This window comes from Enterobacter sp. AG326 (assembly GCF_004362415.1).
GTDB lineage: Bacteria > Pseudomonadota > Gammaproteobacteria > Enterobacterales > Enterobacteriaceae > Enterobacter > Enterobacter asburiae.
Genome location: NZ_SNXG01000001.1, coordinates 1,330,522 through 1,345,114 on the forward strand (window position 1 = coordinate 1,330,522; position 14,593 = coordinate 1,345,114).

8 protein-coding genes are annotated in these 14,593 nt (G+C 59.2%); 4 read left to right on the forward strand and 4 right to left on the reverse strand.

Annotated features, from left to right (window positions below; genetic code table 11):
- Positions 1-29: 29 nt before the first annotated feature.
- Positions 30-2,309 (reverse strand): NADP-dependent oxaloacetate-decarboxylating malate dehydrogenase, encoded by a 2,280-nt coding sequence (gene maeB / locus DFO52_RS06295; RefSeq protein ID WP_029739983.1) that lies wholly within the window; start codon positions 2,307-2,309, stop codon positions 30-32.
- Between the two features lie 289 nt (positions 2,310-2,598).
- Here maeB and tal point away from each other — a divergent pair, with 289 nt between their 5' ends.
- Positions 2,599-3,549 carry a transaldolase gene (gene tal / locus DFO52_RS06300; RefSeq protein ID WP_133549740.1) on the forward strand — a complete coding sequence of 317 codons (951 nt, stop codon included), beginning with the start codon at positions 2,599-2,601 and terminating at the stop codon, positions 3,547-3,549.
- A 19-nt stretch (positions 3,550-3,568) separates the two neighbouring features.
- Positions 3,569-5,557: a transketolase gene (gene tkt, locus DFO52_RS06305; protein ID WP_032659325.1), complete on the forward strand. Its 1,989-nt coding sequence runs from the start codon at positions 3,569-3,571 to the stop codon at positions 5,555-5,557.
- A gap of 96 nt (positions 5,558-5,653) precedes the next feature.
- Here the strand turns inward: tkt and DFO52_RS06310 are convergent, their stop codons facing one another.
- The 3 genes from DFO52_RS06310 to aegA all read right to left on the reverse strand — a co-directional run bounded on the left by DFO52_RS06310 (position 5,654) and on the right by aegA (position 9,435).
- Positions 5,654-6,697, reverse strand: coding sequence for a DUF1176 domain-containing protein (locus DFO52_RS06310; protein WP_133549742.1), 1,044 nt, complete (start codon positions 6,695-6,697; stop codon positions 5,654-5,656).
- A 101-nt stretch (positions 6,698-6,798) separates the two neighbouring features.
- Complete coding sequence (nudK, locus tag DFO52_RS06315) at positions 6,799-7,392, reverse strand: GDP-mannose pyrophosphatase NudK (RefSeq protein ID WP_029739979.1); 594 nt, start codon at positions 7,390-7,392, stop codon at positions 6,799-6,801.
- Between the two features lie 66 nt (positions 7,393-7,458).
- Complete coding sequence (gene aegA / locus DFO52_RS06320; RefSeq protein ID WP_133549744.1) at positions 7,459-9,435, reverse strand: formate-dependent uric acid utilization protein AegA; 1,977 nt, start codon at positions 9,433-9,435, stop codon at positions 7,459-7,461.
- 152 nt (positions 9,436-9,587) lie between these two features.
- On the opposite strand from aegA, the gene narQ reads away from it, so the two are divergent.
- Both narQ and acrD read left to right on the forward strand, forming a co-directional pair.
- On the forward strand, positions 9,588-11,282 hold the full coding sequence (narQ, locus tag DFO52_RS06325) for a nitrate/nitrite two-component system sensor histidine kinase NarQ (RefSeq protein WP_133549861.1): 1,695 nt from the start codon (positions 9,588-9,590) through the stop codon (positions 11,280-11,282).
- Between the two features lie 142 nt (positions 11,283-11,424).
- Entirely contained in the window at positions 11,425-14,538 is a 3,114-nt protein-coding gene (acrD, locus tag DFO52_RS06330; RefSeq protein ID WP_047647115.1) for a multidrug efflux RND transporter permease AcrD, read from the forward strand.
- The last annotated feature ends 55 nt before the right edge of the window (positions 14,539-14,593 follow it).

Sequence of the window (14,593 nt, forward strand, 5' to 3'; positions counted from 1 at the left end):
TTGGGAGAGGGTTAGGGTGAGGGTAAAAATTACAGCGGCTGCGTCTGCGCCTCAACCACCGCCAGCGCCACCATGTTCACGATACGACGCACGGAGGCAATCGGCGTTAACACATGCACCGGTTTCGCCACGCCCATCAGTACCGGTCCTACGGTCACCCCTTCAGAGCTGGAGACGCGCAGCAGGTTATAGCTGATACGCGCCGCTTCCACGTTCGGCATAATCAGTATATTCGCCGATCCCTTCAGCGGGCTGTCCGGCATACGTTCGTTACGGATGCTCTCTACCAGCGCGGCATCGCCGTGCATTTCCCCGTCAATCATCAGCTCCGGCGCACGCTCGCGCACCAGCTCCAGCGTCTGACGCATTTTGCAGGCCGCCGCGGATTTAGACGAACCAAAGTTAGAGTGCGACAGCAGCGCCACCTTCGGCTCGATGCCAAAGCGACGCACGGTCTCGGCGGCCATCACGGTGATTTCCGCCAGCTCGTCCGGGGTCGGATCGTCGTTAACGTAGGTATCCGCAATAAAGGTGTTGCCGCTTGGCAGCAGCAGCGCGTTCATCGCCCCGGCGGTATGGACGCCGTCGCGATAGCCGAAGATCTCCTGCACCACGCTAAAGTGCTCGTGGTAATCGCCGATGGTGCCGCAGATCAGCGCATCCGCCTCGCCGCGATGCACCATGATCGCGCCGATCACCGTCGTGTTGCTGATGACGGCTTTCTGCGCCTGCTCCTGGGTGATCCCCCGGCGCTTCATGATCGCGTAGTATTCGCTCCAGTACTCTTTGAAGCGCGGATCGGATTCGTTGTTAACGATCTCGAAGTCGACGCCCGGCTTAATCTGCAGGCCCAGCTTCTGGATACGCATTTCAATCACGCTCGGACGACCAATCAGGATCGGTTTCGCCAGGCCTAAGGTGATCAGCTCCTGGGTAGCGTGCAGCACGCGCGCTTCTTCCCCTTCCGCCAGCACCACGCGCTTCGCGTCGGCGCGCGCCTGGGAGAAGATCGGCTTCATGAACAGGTTCGTTTTATAGACAAACTCGGTGAGCTTATCGACGTACGCGTCGAAATCCTGGATCGGACGCGTCGCCACGCCGGAGTCCATCGCCGCTTTGGCCACCGCTGGGGCAATTTTGACAATCAGACGCGGGTCGAACGGTTTTGGAATGATGTAGTCCGGTCCGAAGCTCAGATCCTGATCGCCGTACGCAGACGCGACCACTTCGCTCTGCTCGGCGTGCGCCAGCTCCGCGATGGCGTGAACGGCGGCAAGCTTCATCTCTTCGTTGATCGCCGTTGCGCCGACGTCCAGCGCGCCGCGGAAGATGAACGGGAAGCAGAGCACGTTGTTGACCTGGTTCGGGTAGTCCGAACGGCCGGTACAGATGATGGCGTCTTCACGCACCGCTTTCGCCAGCGGCGGCAGGATTTCGGGCTCAGGGTTCGCCAGGGCCAGGATCATTGGCGCACGCGCCATCTTCTTCACCATCTCCTGGGTCAGCACTTTCGGACCCGAGCAGCCGAGGAAGATATCCGCGCCGTCAATCACGTCGTCCAGGGTGCGTTTACCGTCGTCGTCGACCGCGTACGCCGCTTTGGTTTCCGCCATGTTCGGCTCGCGGTCTTTATAGATAACGCCTTTGGAGTCGCAGACCACAATGTTGTGTTTCTGCATACCCAGCGCCACCAGCAGGTTCATACAGGCGATGGCCGCGGCGCCTGCGCCAGAGACCACCATGCGCACGTCGGAGAGATTTTTCTCTACCACGCGCAGGCCGTTGAGAATCGCGGCGGTGCTGATAATCGCGGTGCCGTGCTGGTCATCGTGGAACACGGGAATGTTCATACGCTCGCGCAGCTTCTGCTCGATATAGAAACATTCCGGCGCTTTGATGTCTTCCAGGTTGATCCCGCCGAAGGTCGGCTCCAGCGCGGCCACCACGTTGATGAATTTGTCTGGATCGAGTTCATCCACCTCGATGTCGAACACGTCGATACCGGCGAATTTCTTGAACAGTACCCCCTTCCCTTCCATCACCGGCTTACCGGCCAGCGCGCCGATGTTGCCCAGCCCCAGCACCGCCGTGCCGTTAGAGATCACGGCGACAAGGTTGCCGCGCGCGGTGTATTTGTAGGCCGCCAGCGGGTCTTTTTCGATTTCCAGACACGGTGCAGCCACCCCCGGCGAATAGGCCAGCGCCAGATCGCGCTGGGTTGCCAGCGGCTTGGTTGGGGAGACCTGGATTTTCCCCGGGACAGGAAACTCGTGAAAATCGAGGGCACTCTGTTTCAACTGCTCATCCATCTTATTTTTCCTTTCACGTATCAGTCAAAAGGGTGACGTAAGCGATCCTGATGCACACCCTGGTGTGCCGCCTAGTATCGCCTCAGGCCGCCTCCTAAACTTTGAAGGCAGCCAAACTCTCACCATCACACATTAAAAATTGTTATCAATTTATAACAGCCATGTTACCCGTCTCAAAAGCAATGCCTCCCCCGTCTGCTATGCTTTTTTGTTAAGTCCATCATGATTTTTCCAGAAGTGTGAACTAACGCACTCATCTAACTCTTTTATTTCCAAGGAGTAATCATTTATGAACCAGCTAGACGGCATCAAAAAATTCACCACCGTGGTTGCAGACAGCGGCGATATCGAGTCGATTCGCCACTATCAGCCGGAGGACGCGACCACTAACCCTTCGCTACTGCTCAAAGCTGCAGGGCTTGCCCATTTTAGCCATCTGATTGATGACGCCATTGCCTACGGTAAACAGCGCGGAAAAACGCAGGAGCAGCAGGTCGCCGAAGCCAGCGACAAGCTGGCGGTTAATTTTGGTGCGGAAATTCTTAAAAGCATCCCGGGCCGCGTCTCGACCGAAGTCGACGCCCGCCTCTCGTTCGATAAAGAAAAGAGCATTAATAAGGCGCGTCGCCTGGTGGAACTGTACGAGGAGCAGGGGATCGATAAATCACGCATTCTGATCAAGCTGGCGTCCACCTGGGAAGGCATCCGCGCGGCAGAGGTGCTGGAGAAAGAGGGCATCCACTGCAACCTGACCCTACTGTTCTCGTTTGCCCAGGCGCGCGCCTGCGCTGAAGCGGGCGTGTTCCTCGTCTCGCCGTTTGTCGGGCGCATCTACGATTGGTATCAGGCGAAACAGCCAATGGATCCGTACGTAGTGGATGAGGATCCGGGCGTGAAATCGGTCCGTAATATCTACGACTACTACAAACAGCACCGCTACGAAACCATCGTGATGGGGGCCAGCTTCCGCCGTACCCAGCAGATCCTCGCCCTGGCAGGCTGCGACCGTCTGACCATCTCCCCTAACCTGCTCCAGGAGCTACAGGACAAAGAAGAAACGGTGATCCGCAAGCTGGTGCCGACCTCCACCGTTCTGCCAAAACCGAAAGCCATGACCGAAGCGGAGTTCCGCTGGGAGCACAATCAGGACGCCATGGCCGTGGAAAAACTGGCGGACGGCATCCGCCAGTTCGCCGTCGACCAGCGCAAACTTGAAGATCTTCTCGCCGCCAAACTTTAACCTTGCCACGGAGTGAACTATGTCCCGTAAAGAGCTAGCCAATGCCATTCGCGCCCTCAGCATGGATGCCGTGCAAAAAGCCAATTCCGGCCACCCCGGCGCGCCGATGGGCATGGCTGATATTGCCGAAGTGCTGTGGAACGACTTTCTGAAGCACAACCCCAATGACCCCACCTGGTACGATCGCGACCGCTTTATTCTCTCCAACGGTCACGCCTCAATGCTGCTCTACAGCCTGCTGCACCTTTCCGGCTACGATCTGCCGCTTGAGGAGCTGAAAAACTTCCGCCAGCTGCACTCCAAAACGCCGGGGCACCCTGAGATTGGCTATACGCCGGGCGTGGAAACGACGACCGGGCCACTCGGTCAGGGGCTGGCCAATGCGGTTGGGCTGGCAATTGCCGAACGCACGCTGGCGGCGCAGTTTAACCAGCCGGACCACGAGATTGTCGACCACTATACCTACGTGTTTATGGGTGACGGCTGCCTGATGGAGGGGATTTCCCATGAGGTCTGCTCCCTGGCGGGCACGCTGGGGCTCGGCAAGCTGATTGGCTTCTACGATCACAACGGCATCTCCATCGACGGGGAGACCGAGGGCTGGTTTACCGACGACACGGCAAAACGCTTTGAAGCCTATCACTGGCACGTGGTGCACGAGATCGACGGCCACGACCCTGAAGCGGTGAAAAAAGCGATTCAGGAAGCGCAGAGCGTGAAGGATAAACCGTCCCTGATTATCTGCCGCACGGTCATCGGCTTCGGCTCGCCGAACAAGGCGGGCAAAGAGGAGGCGCACGGCGCGGCGCTGGGCGAGGAGGAAGTCGCGCTGACCCGGCAAAAGCTGGGGTGGAAACATCCACCGTTTGAGATCCCGAAAGAGATCTACAGAGCCTGGGATGCCCGTGAGGCGGGTGAAAAGGCCCAGCAGTCCTGGAACGAGAAGTTTGCCGCCTACAAAAAAGCGCACCCGGATCTCGCCGCCGAGTTTTCCCGCCGCATGAGCGGCGGCCTGCCGGAGGACTGGGACGATAAAACCCAGGCGCTGATTGAAAACCTGCAGTCCAACCCGGCGAAGATCGCCACCCGCAAGGCGTCGCAAAATACCCTGAACGCAATCGGCCCTCTCCTGCCCGAACTGCTCGGCGGCTCGGCGGATCTGGCGCCCAGCAACCTGACCATCTGGTCGGGCTCAAAATCGCTGAAAGAGGACATTGCCGGGAACTACATCCACTACGGCGTGCGCGAGTTTGGTATGACCGCCATTGCCAACGGCATCGCCCATCACGGCGGGTTTGTGCCGTACACCGCTACCTTCCTGATGTTCGTCGAATACGCCCGCAACGCGGCGCGCATGGCGGCGCTGATGAAGGCGCGGCAGATTATGGTCTATACCCATGACTCCATCGGACTCGGGGAAGACGGGCCTACGCACCAGGCGGTTGAACAGCTGGCGAGCCTGCGTCTGACGCCCAACTTCAGCACCTGGCGTCCGTGCGATCAGGTCGAAGCGGCGGTGGGCTGGAAGCTGGCGGTGGAACGCCACAACGGACCAACGGCACTGATTCTGTCACGCCAGAACCTGGCGCAGATTGAGCGAACCCCGGAGCAGGTGAAAAACATCGCCCGCGGCGGCTACATCCTGAAGGACAGCGGCGGCAAGCCGGACGTGATCCTGATTGCGACCGGTTCCGAGGTGGAAATCACGGTGAAAGCGGCGGAGAAACTGACCGCCGAAGGCCACGCGGTGCGCGTGGTGTCCCTGCCCTCAACGGACATTTTCGACGCCCAGGACGAGGCGTACCGGGAATCGGTCCTGCCGTCCAGCGTCGCGGCTCGCGTGGCGGTGGAGGCCGGTATTGCCGACTACTGGTACAAATATGTCGGGCTCAAAGGGGCGATTGTCGGCATGAGGGGCTACGGTGAATCCGCCCCTGCCGATAAGCTGTTCCCGTACTTCGGCTTTACCGTTGAGAACGTGGTGGAGAAGGCGCTGAGCGTGATCTAGTGCGGTCTGCGTTGCCGGGTGGCGGCTACGCCTTACCCGGCCTACAAAACCGCCAAACCGTAGCCCGGGTAAGCAACAGCGCCACCCGGCTTAAAACTACCGCGTGATCCACAGCGTGGGCCAGGCATCTGGCCCGTTCCAGTTGTCGCAGCTGGGCTCCTCAGCGTAGCGCACCAGGCGGAAACGCTGGCCGTCAAAACGCCAGCGCGTCTGGATCCCGCAATCACCCAAACCGCGCCCCAGCGCGAGCGTTGTCAGCTCGCGCGTCTTTTCATCGAAGCTGGCGTTCATCAACTCCATTTCGCTCCCGTCGCCTGACGGCGTAAACGGCAGACGCAGCCTGACGCTGCGTGCGGTGAACGGTTTTTTACGCGATACCAGCCACGCCAGATCGACCGTGTTATAGGCCCCCGCCTCGCAGCTGACGATCAGCAGCGCTTTGTCATCGGTTAACGCGGTGACGCGCACTTCCCGGCGGTTAGGATCCAGCGAGCACTGGCTTGCGTTCATCCGCCCGGTACCATAGTCCAGCAGGTCGTTCAGTTCGGCGTGAGAGAGCGGCGTCGGGGTCGGGTTGACGACCGCCACCTTTTTAAGGGCAGGAGCAGGCGGAACGCTTAACGGCGGATCGTCACCTTTCTTGATCCATGCGGTTTCGCTGCCGACGCGCTTTTGCTGCGCATCAATGAACAGCAGCGCGGCTTTCAGACCGCTCAGTGAAATAACCTGCTTACCGTCGCGCAGGGTCAGGGCCTTCCCTTCCTGGATGTTTTTCAGAAAGGCGGTGATGGTGGCCGCATCGTCCGTTTTAAGATGCCAGGACGTGAGCTGCCAGCGCTGTTTGTCCAGCTTCAGGGGAACGTTATCCAGCAGCAGCCGGGGGACAATCTCTGGCTCTTTGACCGAAGGCGCATCAAGACCGCCGAGATCGATACGCAGCGTGGCGTCCGTTTTCGCCCCGGCACTACGGGTGAGCGTCATGACCAGACCACGGTGTTCACCGGTATTGCGTGCGAGGCAAAAATTCTGGTTATTGCAGGTTACCTGCCAGTCGGAGAAGGCTTGCTGGGCAGGTGCTGCCCGCACCTGCGGCGCGAGGAGCACACAAAACAGGTAAAACAAAAAGACGCTGTAGCGCATGAATGACACAATCCCGGAACGAAAACGCTTAACTGGGCAGTATCTTCGTGTTCCCGCCGGGGTTGCTCAATCGGATTTATCAGATATACCCGAAAAACACGCTACTTCCGTTCGAAATCAGCGTTCATCAGCCCGGTTGTCTGTAAATACTGCAGTAATATCACCGCTTTACCATCCCTGATTTCGCCTGAACGCATCATCTCCAGCGCCCGGGCAAAAGGAAGCTCCAGCACTTCGATATCTTCATCCTCCACGCCACCGCCGCGGTGAGTGCGCTGCGCGTCGCTGTATTCCGCGATGAAGAAATGCACAATTTCCGTTACGCCGCCCGGCGACATAAACAGCTCGAAGACCTTTTTGACCTCGCCCACTTCGAAGCCGGTTTCTTCCACGGCCTCTTTGCGGATACAAACTTCCGGCTCATCATCATCGAGCAGGCCCGCGCAGGTTTCAATCAAACGTCCGTCAGGGTTGCCATTAACCCATGTCGCCACCCTGAACTGACGGATCAGCACCACGCTCTGCTTTTCACGGTTATAGAGCAGAATGGTTGCCCCGTTGCCGCGGTCGTAGACCTCGCGTTTGTGGCGGATAACCTCACCGTTGTTACGCGTAAGGTCATAGGTGATGTTACGCAGGACAAAGTAGTTTTCAGAGAGAATTTTGTCTTTGATAACGTCAATTTTCAGGGTCATACGGGCTCCACAACACAATGAGTCGTCCTATACTACGCCGTGAATCCCGCTTTGTCGCCCGCCGGTTTAATGATGATTTGGCGCGTTAACCCCAAGCCAGTCGAGTATCCCCTGCGCCGCATGACGCCCTTCCGCCATGGCGGTCGCCACCAGATCCGCACCGCGTACCGCATCGCCCCCGGCGAAGATCTGTGGGTTAGTCGTCTGATAACGGTAGCGGCTCTCGACCGAAGCAACGATCCGCCCCCGGTCATCCGTTTCGACACCCTGCGCCTGCAGCCACGGCATCGCGTGCGGGTTAAAACCAAACGCCATGATGACCGCATCTGCCGCCATCACGAACTCGCTGCCCGCTACCGGAACGGGCCGACGCCGTCCCTGCGCGTCCGGTTCACCGAGCTCGGTACGCAGCATCCGGATACCGTTGACCTTTCCGTCAGGATCCAGCGTCAACTCAACCGGCTGTACGTTAAATTCAAACGCCGCGCCCTCTTCTCGGGCGTTCTTCACCTCTTTCTTCGAGCCCGGCATATTGGCCTCATCCCGACGATAGGCGCAGGTCACCTTCGCCGCGCCGTGGCGTAACGCGGTGCGGACGCAGTCCATCGCGGTATCCCCCCCGCCAAGCACCACCACGTTTAAACCCTGGGTGTCGATGAACGGCTCGCTGGCCGTCGCCTCCAGCCCCATTACGTGCCGCGTGTTGCCCACCAGGAAAGGCAGCGCGTCATAGACCCCCGGCGCGTCTTCATGCGGTATGCCTGCCTTCATCGAGCGGTAGGTTCCCACGCCAATAAACAGGGCGTCGTAATCGTGCTTTAACTGCGACATCGACACGTCCTGGCCCACCTCGCAGTTCAGCTCGAAGCGGATCCCCATCGCGGTAAATATCTCTCTGCGCCGCGCGAGCAGCGATTTGTCCAGCTTGAATGCCGGGATGCCAAAGGTCAGCAATCCGCCAATTTCCGGATGCCGGTCATAGACCGTCACACTCGCGCCGCTGCGCGCCAGCACGTCGGCGCACGCCAGCCCGGCGGGCCCCGCGCCGACGATCGCAACACGCTTACCTGTCGGCGTGACGGCGGACATATCCGGCCGCCAGCCCATCGCCAGCGCCCGATCGGAGATATAGCGCTCGATGTTACCGATGGTCACGGATCCCGCCTCTTCACGTATTGTGCAGGCTCCCTCGCATAATCGGTCCTGCGGACAGACGCGGCCGGTAATTTCAGGTAAACAGTTGGTCTGATGAGAAAGCTCGACCGCGCCGACGATGTCCCCCGCGTTGAGGCGCTCGATCCACTGCGGGATGTGGTTATGCAGCGGGCAGGTCCATTCGCAAATGCTGTGCTCGCCGCATTTCAGGCAGCGCGACGCCTCGCGGGCGGCCTGCCCGTCCCGGAACGGCAGGTAAATTTCATTAAAATGGCTCACGCGCTCTGCGGCAGCGAGTTTATCGGGCTCGCCGCGCGGCGGGGTTGTTTGCATCTGCTGCAGTTTGGTGCGCGAAGCGTCTTCTCTGACGGCTTCCGCGTGCCAGGGCTGCGCCTCCAGGCAGGCCGTGCGCTGTCGGCGCGATTTCGCCAGAGTATCAAGGACAGCAGGCGTCGCCAGTGACAGAACACCTGCCGGGCAATTCTCGATACAGGCCGGGCCGTGTGGTCGCGTCAGACAGAGATCGCATTTATTCGCCGAGGCCTTCACGCCGCCGCTGTCGAGCGGGGTGACGATAATCTCCATCGTGCCAAACGGGCAGGCCACCACGCAGGCCTTACAGCCGATGCATTTTTGTTGATTCACCTGTACGCTGTCATCGCATTTGCTGATGGCGCCATTCGGGCAGCTTTGCGCGCAGGGCGCGTTTTCACAGTGATGGCAGGTGACGGGGCTACTCTTCTCGCCGGCTCGCAGGACCGTAATACGGGGATGAAAATGGCGCTCGCTCAGGACGTGCTGCTCATCGTTGTGCGCCATCACGCAGGCCACTTCGCAGGCGCGACACCCGATGCACTGCTGGCTGTTAGCCATAATAAAACGATTCATAACCACACCTGTTTTTGGTTCAATAACCTTATTCTTTGTATGAATATGGTATTTACGCATCACGGCGCGATCGGGCAATGTTCAAATGCCCGGAATGCCGAATTATTTACAGTGAACCTGTAGCAGATCAATTTTATTCAGAGAGCCGTTCTGTGACCGTCAAACGACCCGTTTCCGGAAGCCTTGCCTGGGCTTTCTTTTCGATAATTGCCTTATCGGTGCTGACCAGCACCGTCGCGCTGCTGACGCTTGCCAGCAGCCAGCGTGACGCCGAAGCTATTAATATCGCGGGTTCGCTGCGCATGCAGAGCTATCGTCTGGGCTACGAGATGCAGCGCAACAGCCCTTCCCTTGCCGCGCATCGCGACAGCTGGCAACAGACGCTGAACGCGCCTGCCCTGCAGAAGCTAAACCGCTGGTACGTCCCGGACGATGTAAAAGCGCGCTACCAGCAGCTCCACGTGGCCTGGCTGGAAATGGATGCGCACATCGCCCGTGGCGACAGCGCGTGGTATCAAACCCACATTGAGGATTTTGTCGGCCGCATTGATGCCTTTGTGCTCGCCCTTCAGCACTACACCGAACATAAAATTCAGACGGTGACCCTGCTCTCGCTGGCGGGTGCTCTCGGGATCCTGCTGCTGACGCTGTTTACCCTGCGACGCATCCGTCGCCAGGTGGTATTGCCACTTAACAATCTGGTGGCGGCCAGCGAACGGGTTGAGCGTGGCGAATTTACAACCCCGGCGCCGGATACCGCCCTGCCGAACGAGCTAGGCCAACTCTCCCGCGCCTTCAACCACATGTCCGCCGAGCTGGCTACGCTCTACCGTTCGCTCGAAGCCTCGGTCGCGGAAAAGACGCGGCATTTGCATGAAGCCCACCAGCAGCTCGACATGCTGTTCAAATGCTCTCAGGCTCTGAATACCGGCCAGATAGACAGCCACTGCTTTCGGCATATCCTGCAGATTGTCCATGACTATACGCAGATGAATTATCTCGAACTGCGCACCAGCGACGACTGGCGGCTGTCTGAAGGGACGGAGTCACATGGCATTCCTCTGCAGCACCTGCCGGTACTGATGCAGGACACCCTTTATGGCGAGCTGCGCTGGCAAAGCGAGACGGACAGCGTTCCCCTTCCGCTGATGAGAAGCGTGGCAACCATGCTCGGGCGCGGGCTGTACTTTAACCAGGCGCAAAAACATTACCAGCAGCTGCTGCTGATGGAAGAGCGCGCCACCATTGCCCGCGAGCTGCACGATTCGCTGGCGCAGGTGCTGTCGTATCTGCGCATTCAGCTTGCGCTGCTTAAACGCGCCGTGCCCGAGGAAAATATCCCGGCGCAGACCATCATCACCGACTTCTCCCGCGAGCTGAACAATGCCTGGCAGCAGCTTCGCGAGCTGCTCACCACCTTCCGCCTGACGCTGAACCACGCGAACTTACCCGCAGCGCTGCAGGAGTCCCTCGACGTCCTGCAGAGCCAGACGCAGGCGAAGCTGCATCTCGACTGCCGTCTTTCCTCGCTGGCGCTGGACGCGCAAAAGCAGGTGCATTTGCTGCAGATCGTGCGTGAGGCCGTGCTGAACGCCATTAAGCATGCGCAGGCCAGCGAGATCACCGTAAGCTGCGTGACCGCACCGGACGGTACGCACAGCGTCAGCATTCGTGACAACGGCATCGGGATTGGCGAAGCCAGCGAGCCGCCGGGACATTACGGCCTGAACATTATGCGCGAACGCGCGCAACGGCTCGGCGGGATGCTGCACTTCTCGCAGCCGCAAAACGGCGGCACGCTGGTCAGCGTGACGTTCCCGGTGCCCGCGCCGTTAACGGGTAAATAACGGTAAAGGAGGACGCGCAGGAAAAAGCGCATGATAATTTACATTATCTCCTTTATTTCTCCACGTTTGACCTGGGCCTTACCGCTAAAGTTATGCGGGCAATAAACAATAATGACGTGCAGCAAAACGAGGTCACTCTTTCATGGCGAATTTTTTCATCGATCGCCCCATTTTTGCCTGGGTGCTTGCCATCCTGTTGTGTCTGACAGGTGTCCTGGCGATTACTTCACTTCCTGTTGAGCAATACCCCGATCTGGCACCGCCTAACGTGCGCGTAACAGCAAACTACCCCGGCGCTTCCGCACAAACGCTGGAAAACACCGTGACGCAGGTTATCGAGCAGAACATGACGGGTCTGGATAACCTGATGTACATGTCCTCGCAAAGTAGCGCCACGGGTCAGGCGACGGTTACCCTGAGCTTTAAGGCGGGCACCGACCCGGACGAAGCGGTGCAGCAGGTGCAAAACCAGCTGCAGTCGGCCATGCGCAAGCTGCCCCAGGCGGTGCAGAATCAGGGCGTGACCGTGCGTAAAACCGGTGATACCAACATTTTGACCATCGCGTTTGTCTCGACAGATGGCTCGATGGATAAGCAGGACATTGCCGACTACGTCGCCAGTAATATTCAGGATCCCATCAGCCGTATTAACGGCGTCGGCGATATCGACGCCTACGGCTCACAATACTCAATGCGCATCTGGCTCGATCCTAACAAGCTGAACAGCGTCCAGATGACGGCAACCGACGTGACGAATGCCATCAAGGCCCAGAACGCCCAGATTGCGGTGGGACAGCTGGGGGGAACGCCGTCCGTCGATAAGCAGGCCCTGAACGCCACCATCAATTCACAATCCCTGCTGCAGACGCCGGACCAGTTCCGCAACATCACCCTGCGCGTGAATCAGGATGGGTCGGAAGTGCGTCTGGGCGATGTCGCCACGGTGGAAATGGGGGCGGAAAAATACGACTACCTGAGCCGCTTTAACGGCAATCAGGCCTCCGGTCTGGGGATAAAGCTTGCCTCCGGCGCAAACGAAATGGCCACGGCGAAACTGGTGCTGGACCGCCTGGACGAGCTTTCCCAGTATTTCCCGCACGGGCTGGAGTACAAAGTCGCCTATGAAACGACCTCCTTCGTTAAAGCGTCGATCGAGGACGTGGTGAAAACCCTGCTGGAAGCCATCGCGCTGGTGTTCCTGGTGATGTACCTGTTCCTGCAAAACTTCCGCGCGACGCTGATCCCAACCATTGCCGTGCCGGTGGTGCTGCTGGGGACCTTTGCGGTGCTTTACGCGTTCGGGTACAGCATTAACACCCTGACGATGTTTGCGATGGTGCTGGCGATTGGCCTTCTGGTGGATGATGCCATCGTGGTGGTCGAAAACGTCGAGCGCATCATGAGCGAAGAAGGACTCTCCCCGCGCCAGGCGACGCGCAAATCCATGGGGCAAATTCAGGGGGCGTTAGTCGGTATTGCGATGGTGCTGTCGGCCGTCTTTATCCCGATGGCCTTCTTTGGCGGCACCACCGGCGCGATTTACCGTCAGTTCTCAATAACCATCGTCTCGGCGATGGTGCTCTCCGTGCTGGTGGCGCTGATCCTCACCCCTGCGCTGTGCGCCACCATTCTGAAACCGCTGCACAAAGGGGAGCAGCACGGGCAAAAAGGGTTCTTCGGCTGGTTTAACCGGATGTTCAACCGCAATGCCGCGCGATATGAATCTGCCGTTGGTGGCGTGCTCCATCGCAGCCTGCGCTGGATGATGATTTACGTTGTGCTGCTGGGCGGCATGGTCTGGCTGTTTATGCATCTCCCCACCTCGTTCCTGCCTATGGAAGACCGGGGAATGTTCACCACCTCGGTGCAGCTCCCGAGCGGCGCAACGCAGCAGCAGACGCTGAAAGTGGTCCAGAAAGTGGAGCAGTACTTCTTCACCAAAGAGAAAGATAACGTTGTGTCGGTCTTCTCCACCGTGGGCTCTGGCCCGGGCGGAAACGGGCAGAACGTCGCCCGCATGTTCGTCCGCCTGAAGGACTGGGACGAGCGCGATACCAAAACCGGAACGTCATTCGCCATCATTGAACGCGCGACCAAAGCCTTTGCGCATATTAAAGAGGCGCGCGTCTTCGCCAGCAGCCCGCCGGCGATAAGCGGCCTGGGCAGTTCCGCCGGGTTTGACATGGAGCTGCAGGATCACGCCGGGGCGGGCCACACGGCGCTGATGGCGGCACGCGATAAGCTGCTAGCGCTGGCGGGCAACGATCCAGGCCTGACCCGCGTTCGCCATAACGGTCTTGACGACAGCCCGCAGCTGCAGGTGGATATCGATCAGCGTAAGGCGCAGGCGCTGGGCGTCTCGATTAATGATATCAACGACACCCTGCAAACGGCGTGGGGCTCGAGCTATGTGAATGACTTTATGGATCGCGGCCGCGTGAAAAAAGTGTATGTCCAGTCCGCCGCGCCGTTCCGCATGCTGCCGGATGATATTAACCGCTGGTTTGTCAGGAATAACGCTGGCGGCATGGTGCCGTTCTCCGCGTTTGCCACCTCGCACTGGGAGAGCGGCTCGCCGCGTCTGGAGCGCTATAACGGCTACTCTGCGGTTGAAATCGTCGGGGAAGCCGCGCCGGGCGTCAGTACCGGTACCGCCATGGATACCATGGAAAAACTGGTGCAGCAGCTGCCCGCCGGTTTTGGTCTGGAGTGGACGGCCATGTCCTACCAGGAGCGTCTCTCCGGGGCACAGGCTCCCGCACTTTACGCGCTCTCTCTGCTGGTGGTCTTCCTCTGCCTTGCCGCACTGTATGAAAGCTGGTCAGTCCCGTTCTCCGTCATGCTGGTCGTGCCGCTTGGGGTTATCGGTGCGCTGCTGGCGACCTGGATGCGCGGCCTCGAGAACGATGTTTACTTCCAGGTGGGTCTGCTCACCGTGATTGGCCTATCGGCGAAAAACGCCATTCTGATCGTTGAATTTGCCAACGAGATGAATGCCAAAGGCCACGAGCTGATGGCCGCCACGCTGCACGCCTGCCGTCAGCGCTTACGTCCCATACTGATGACGTCGCTGGCGTTTGTCTTTGGCGTACTGCCGATGGCAACCAGTACGGGCGCAGGCTCCAGCAGCCAGCATGCCGTCGGGACGGGGGTGATGGGCGGCATGATTTCGGCCACCGTACTGGCCATTTACTTCGTGCCGTTGTTCTTTGTGCTGGTGCGTCGCCGCTTCCCGTTAAAGGAACGCGCTGAGTAAGTGATTGAAATAAAAAAAGGCGGCTTTATCGGCCGCCTTTTTATTGTGTGATTAA